General features: G+C 48.8%; 5 protein-coding genes. 2 read left to right on the top strand and 3 right to left on the bottom strand.

The features are described 5' to 3' along the window. Positions 1-92 precede the first annotated feature (92 nt). The 3 genes from WCO51_08495 to WCO51_08485 are packed head-to-tail and all read right to left on the bottom strand — an operon-like array spanning position 93 to position 1,695. Entirely contained in the window at positions 93-923 is an 831-nt protein-coding gene (locus WCO51_08495) for a tetratricopeptide repeat protein (GenBank protein MEI6513296.1), read from the bottom strand. Positions 924-927: 4 nt separating this feature from the next. Further along, positions 928-1,389 carry a thioredoxin-dependent thiol peroxidase gene (gene bcp / locus WCO51_08490; GenBank protein ID MEI6513295.1) on the bottom strand — a complete coding sequence of 154 codons (462 nt, stop codon included), beginning with the start codon at positions 1,387-1,389 and terminating at the stop codon, positions 928-930. 12 nt (positions 1,390-1,401) lie between these two features. Further along, a complete protein-coding gene (locus WCO51_08485) occupies positions 1,402-1,695 on the bottom strand; it encodes a Dabb family protein (GenBank protein ID MEI6513294.1) in 294 nt (97 codons plus the stop codon). Positions 1,696-1,998: 303 nt separating this feature from the next. Between WCO51_08485 and WCO51_08480 the strand changes: the two genes are divergently transcribed. Continuing rightward, positions 1,999-5,535 (top strand): DNA polymerase III subunit alpha, encoded by a 3,537-nt coding sequence (locus WCO51_08480; protein MEI6513293.1) that lies wholly within the window; start codon positions 1,999-2,001, stop codon positions 5,533-5,535. A gap of 146 nt (positions 5,536-5,681) precedes the next feature. Beyond that, a partial coding sequence (locus WCO51_08475) for an SUMF1/EgtB/PvdO family nonheme iron enzyme (protein MEI6513292.1) occupies positions 5,682-6,366 on the top strand: 685 nt, incomplete at its 3' end.

Genomic DNA, 6,366 nt, shown 5'->3' with positions numbered 1-6,366 from the left:
GAAAATGTACCACTCGCGAGTTAGAGTTGGGCGGGGGTCAGAGTCATTGCCAAATGCGTGGCGTAGCAAAGGGTATTCGTATGCCCTTCTCTCTACAGCCTTTCGCCGATGTACTTACATAAATCGATGTCTCTTAGCATGTCATCGGCATTGGGTTCTCCTAGGGCGCGGGCGCGTTCTATGTGGAGACGGGCTTGATCAAAATCACCTGATAAATAAAGGCAGTAGCCAAGGCCATAATGAGAGTCGAAGTGATCGGGGTCAACAGCTAAGGCGCGGCGGTAGCAATCGATAGAAGGTTTGAATTTCTCCTGTTGCATATACAAATCACCTATAGCCTGCCAACAGTCAGGGTCATTGCCATACTTAAGGGCCTGGCGGAAAACTTTCATCGCCTCGTTCTTACGGCCAACATTCGCAAGGCAGAGAGCAAGGTTGTGAAGCTGGATTTGACGGTTGCCTTCCGTTAATTCTAGAGCTTTACGATAGAGCGCCAGCGCGGTGAACTGCTGGCCTTCGCGATATTTCATATTGCCCATTCCTTCATAGGCCTTTGCCAGCACATCAATATATTCAGCAGGGCAGCGATAGCTCTGAAATAAGCCAACGGCTTGGTCAAATAGTCTGTAAGCCTCCTGCCACTCACCTTGCTGAGCGATTAATCGGCCTTTGACAACGCAAAGTTCCGCTTCGGAAACAGGATCGGGGGCAATTGCAAGAAGGTCTTCGAACTCCTTGCGAGATTCTTCGAGCTTTTCCATTAGCCAAAAGAGATTGGCAAGTCTAAAGCGCGCAACAACTTCCTTCGGCGCTGCAACGACAGCACGCCGATAACAAGCTACCGCTTTACCCAACTCCTTGCGCGTCTCATGTTCAATTGCGCGATCGAGCCAATCTTTAGCTTCAGCGTTAGTTTCACTCATTCGTTTAAATAACCTTCAATGCTTCCAAGACTTCCTTTGCGTGACCGGTAACGGAGACTTTTGGGAATATCTTGCGAATTTGTCCTTCCCTGTCTATGAGAAAAGTCGTTCTCTCCACACCCATGTACTTCTTGCCGTACATACTCTTTTCTTTCCATACGCAAAACGTTTCGCAAACATGCTTATCCACATCGGCAAGCAGCGTAAAAGACAGGTCATGCTTGCGGGCAAACTTGACGTGAGATGCCACACTATCAGGACTAACCCCAAGCACTTTCGCCCCGGCTTGCTCATATTCCTGTCTGGCATCCCGAAATGCACAAGCTTCAGCCGTACAACCCGGTGTGTCATCCTTCGGATAGAAATAGAGCACTACGGGTGTCCCTTTATATGAAGACAAAGTGACTGCATTCCCATCCTGATCAGACAAAGTAAAATCGGGTGCCTTTTGACCTTCAGTAAGCATGACTACCTCTTATTAAAACTCGTAATCGATCCGCAAAACTTCTTTTTTTATGGGATTAATGAGGTTATCGACAATCGCTTTATGAATGGGGTGTGGGGCATAGGCTTCTAATGCTGCTTTGTCCGTAAAGTCCACCACAAGCGCATGAGTGAATTTATCGGGAGTGTCGAGAAAATTTTCACCATACGATAGATCGATAATCCCAGGGATTTTCCCCTTCATTGCGCATATCTCAGCATCGATTTTAGTTAATGCCTGAGCCGTCGCGTTTTCGTTCCATTTGAAGAGCACTATATGTTTGACCATCGTTATTACCTTCCTTATATCCGTTATTTTACCTGCCAAACTTACCTGTATTCTAAAGTCCGAATAACAAAATAAATTTATCTGACTTCTTACACCTGACTACAACCTAACTCCGCGACGCTCTAAGATTCCCCTTTACAACCGCTTGAGTACCTGCTAGAATAAAGGGGAGAGAGTTACTAAATATGGAGGCGAGTAAGCAATAAATCTCTATATGCAGTAATAACTTCGATTTCCGTTATCAAACTCAACAATGCTTTCTCAAACGCATGATTCGATGCACTTATTTGACAAGGAGATGACATGGACGCGCCCTTTGTCCACCTGCATGTACATAGCGAATATAGCCTGTTAGATGGCGCTCAACGTATCTCGGAAATGGCCAAACAGGCTGCTGCGATGGATATGCCCGCCGTGGCGCTTACCGATCACGGGGTAATGTTCGGTGTCATCGACTTTTATAATGCCTGCACGAATGTTGGTGTTAAGCCTATCATCGGCTTAGAAGCCTACGTTGCTCCCGGCAAGCACACTGAAAAAACACCCCGTTCAGGAAAACAATCCTACCATCTCATCCTTCTGGCCAAAAACCTTGCCGGATATAAGAACTTAATGAAGCTCTCCACAGTTGCCTCCCTCGATGGCTTCTACTATAAACCTCGGATTGACAAAGAATTGTTGGCCGCTCATTCGGAAGGCCTGATCGGTACCTCCGCTTGTCTTGGAAGCGAAATCAATAACGCTTTGATCAATGACGACTATAAAAAGGCCCTCGAAGCTGCCGATCAATATCGCTCAATCTTTGGACCAGACAATTTCTATATCGAGCTACAAGATCATGGGCTTGATGAACAGAAAAAAATCCGCGAACCTCTTATAAAACTGGCGAAAGAGCTGAAGCTGCCGTTGGTATGTAGCAATGATGTCCATTATCTAACCGCCGAACATGCTGATCCGCATGACGTTTTGCTTTGTATTCAAACCGGCTCGACCGTCGATGATCCCAACCGGTTGCGTTATGGTTCTAAAGAGTTCTACTTTAAATCGCCAGAAGAGATGAGGCAGCTTTTCGGAGATGTGCCGGAAGCCATTGCTGCCACCCGCGAAATCGCCGACCGGTGCGATGTCAAGATTGAATTTGGCCGATTAAACCTTCCCGCCCCGGAACTTCCCGAAGACATGAACCCTCACGAATATGTCACCAAACTTTGCGAGGAAAATGTCCCTCGGCTCTATCCGAATGCCACCCCAGAAGTCCAAACGCGCTTGGAATATGAGCTAAGCGTTATTGACCAAACCAAGTTTTCAAGCTATTTCCTGATCGTGCGTGACTTTGCGCAATTTGCGCGCAAGCAGGGCATCTTCTTCGGCGTCCGCGGTTCGGCAGCAGGTTCACTAGTGTCTTACTGCCTCGGCATCACCGACATCGACCCACTTGAGCATGGGCTAACCTTCGAGCGCTTTCTGAACCCTGAGCGTATCGCCATGCCTGATATTGACATGGACTTTGAAGATGACCGCAGGGAAGAGGTTATCAAGTACGTTACTGATAAATACGGCCAAGATCATGTCTCACAAATAATAACCTTCGGCACCATGGCTGCCCGCGCGGCGATTCGCGATGCGGGTCGAGCTTTGGCGCTGCCTTTAGCCGATGTTGACCGAGCGGCAAAAGCCATCCCTGCTCTACCTCTCGGCATGACAATCGATAAAGCCCTCGAAACTGCCCCTGAGTTTGCAGCTGTTTATAACTCATCTCAAGAAATCCAGCATCTCATCGACACCGCGCGTTCGATTGAAGGCAATCCCCGCAATATGAGCATCCATGCGGCAGGAGTGGTGATTTCGAATGACCCGTTAGTTGATCACGTGCCCCTGTCGCGCGGCTCTAACGGTGAGGTCGTAACCCAGTATCATATGAACGCCCTCGAAAAGATCGGCCTCCTCAAGATGGACTTTTTGGGGCTATCGAACCTTTCTGTTTTGGCAAAAGCAGTCAATAACATCAAGCAATCGCATAATATTGTGATCGATGTGCTGCACATTCCAAAGGACGACAAAAAGACCTACGCCATGCTCAGTAAAGGCGATGTGGTCGGTGTGTTCCAACTCGAAGGATCGGGGATGCGGCGCTATTTGATGGAGCTAAAGCCTCAAAGTATTCAAGAACTCTCCGCCATGGTCGCGCTCTATCGCCCAGGCCCGTTAGCTGAAATTCCCAATTACATCAAAGGAAAATTTAAGCCGAAGACTATCCAATATCTCCACCCTAAACTCGAACCTATCCTCAAGGAAACCTACGGCGTCATCGTCTACCAAGACCAAGTTCTTCGAATCGTTCAGTCAATCTCAGGACTTTCACTTGGTCAAGCGGATATTCTTCGAAAGGCGATGGGTAAGAAGATTCCAGAGGTTATGGAGAAAATGCGCGCCCAATTGATTGATGGCGCGGTTAAAAATGGAGTAGACGAGAAGATTGCCATCAAGATTTGCGACCTCATCGAGCCTTTCACCGGCTACGCATTCAATAAAGCGCACGCTACCTGCTACGGCACTGTCGCCTATCAGACCGCCTATTTGAAGGCCAATTATCCCGCTGAATATATGGCCGCGCTTCTGGCTGTTTATCGGGATAAGGAAGACAAAGTCACCAAAAGCATCGAAGAGTGCCGGAGACTGGGCATTGCTGTATTGCCTCCTGATATCAATCAAAGCGGAATTGATTTCACCTTCGAAAAAGGCAAGGTGCGATTTGGTCTTTGCGCACTTAAAGGGATTGGCGAATCTGCCGTTGAAGGGATGCTCAAGTCGCGAGCTGAAAACGGACCGTTTACGTCCATTTTCGACTTATGCGAGCGCACCAGAGAGAACGGCTCATTAGGCAAGTCAACTATTGAATGCTTGGTCAAAGCAGGCGCGTTTGATACGCTGCATCCAAATCGAAATCAATTATTATTAGGAGTTGAGGCAGCCATAGCATATGCTGATCGAGTTGCCCGAGATAAAGCTACCGGACAGGAATCACTGTTTGGCGGAGGAGACGAGACCGGAAGTTTGGTAAAGCACTATCCTCCATTGCCCGAAGCTAAAGAACTGTCACGCACCGAACGGTTGGCGATGGAAAAGGAAGTGCTCGGAATTTATGTGTCCGATCACCCCTTACGCTCGATTGACCACCAAATAAGGCGTCGGGCTACCGCTAGCATCGGGATACTTTCCGAATACAAAGACAACGAGCAAGTCACTATCGGCGGCATCATCACTTCTTTGCGCACGCTGATGACCAAAAAGTCGAACGAAAAGATGGCGATTATGACGCTGGAAGACATGTCCGGCGCCATCTCCGTCACTGTTTTTCCAAGAGTGTTGGCTGCCTGCACGAATGCTGTTAAAAAAGACTTGATTGTTTTAGTGAAAGGCCGAGTGACTTTTCGCGATAACAATAACCCATCCGATGACAGCGTCCGAGAGGCAGAAATTCGCGCCGAGACCATCGAGATTTTAGAGATAAATGAGGATGAAATAGAAGATGACAACGCCGGCTTAATTTGTATTCAAGTTGAACGCGCAACCCGCGCTCAACTATCCGAAGTCCGCGAAGCTCTCGCCGGCAATCCTGGCGACTATCAAGTCATCATCAACGTCCGCCAAAACGGCCGCACAAAAGAATTCCGTCTTAAAAACCGCGCTGCCGCCTCTGAACATCTAGAATCTGAAATCAAAAAAGCCCTCTGCACTAACGCCAAAAACACCATAAACATAACCCATCTCGACCCAACCGCTCAACAACCCGACCTAGACACCTTAGCGGATGAACCTCTCATCGCCGACGGAGAGTAGGCTTCAGGGACATATCGAAGGGCCTCCGTGATTAGCTTTGTCATACCATGAACATAGCGGCAACCCCTTGTTTACTTGACACGCCGGTGTTCTTACGTTACAATACAGTACGTGGGTTATCTATGATTGATGACAAGGAGAGTGTTATGAGAACACGTTTATTGGGCTTAGCAATCCTTCTGTGTATGATAGCGGCTTATAGCGGCGCTTTGGCTGCTAAACCTAAGGTTCCGCCTCTACCCAAGAACTTTAAATATAAAGGCAAGATGATCTACATCCCTGCGGGCAAGTTCCTGATGGGGAACTCCAAGGTGGGGAAAGACGCGGACTATCGCAAGTCCGACGAGTTACCCCAGCACTGGGTGACCCTTTCTGGCTATTGGATCGGTAAGTATGAGGTGACACGCGGGGAGTATCGTCAGTTCATGAAGGCGGGCGGCTACACGAACTCGGCATATTGGTCTACTGCAGGCTGGAGTTGGAAGGTGTCCAACAGCCGCACCGAACCGGAGTTGTGGGCGGCTTCACAGACTTGGGGGAGCACTACGTTCACACAAACTGATAGTCATCCGGTGGTTGGCGTAAGCTATTACGAGGCGGAAGCTTTCTGCAAGTGGGCGGGTGGTAACCTGCCAACCGAAGCGCAGTGGGAGAAAGCGGCGCGTTGGAACCCCGTGACTAGCCATCCGAATGTGTACCCTTGGGGTGATAGTTGGGATGCGCAGAAATGCAACAACAAAGTTGACAGCCAATATCCAGGCGATCAGACGGCGCCGGTCGGGAGCTATGCGTCGGGCGCGAGTCCTTACGGTTGTATGGACATGGCGGGCA

It is taken from the genome of bacterium (genome assembly GCA_037131655.1).
Lineage (GTDB): Bacteria > Armatimonadota > Fimbriimonadia > Fimbriimonadales > JBAXQP01 > JBAXQP01.
This window is presented reverse-complemented; position numbering and strand designations above follow the sequence as displayed.

Bases quoted from the DNA above. Each gene is read 5' to 3' on its own strand.
- WCO51_08495 (MEI6513296.1), bottom strand. From the start codon at position 923: ATGAGTGAAACTAACGCTGAAGCTAAAGATTGGCTCGATCGCGCAATT.
- bcp (MEI6513295.1), bottom strand. From the start codon at position 1,389: ATGCTTACTGAAGGTCAAAAGGCACCCGATTTTACTTTGTCTGATCAG.
- WCO51_08485 (MEI6513294.1), bottom strand. From the start codon at position 1,695: ATGGTCAAACATATAGTGCTCTTCAAATGGAACGAAAACGCGACGGCT.
- WCO51_08480 (MEI6513293.1), top strand. From the start codon at position 1,999: ATGGACGCGCCCTTTGTCCACCTGCATGTACATAGCGAATATAGCCTG.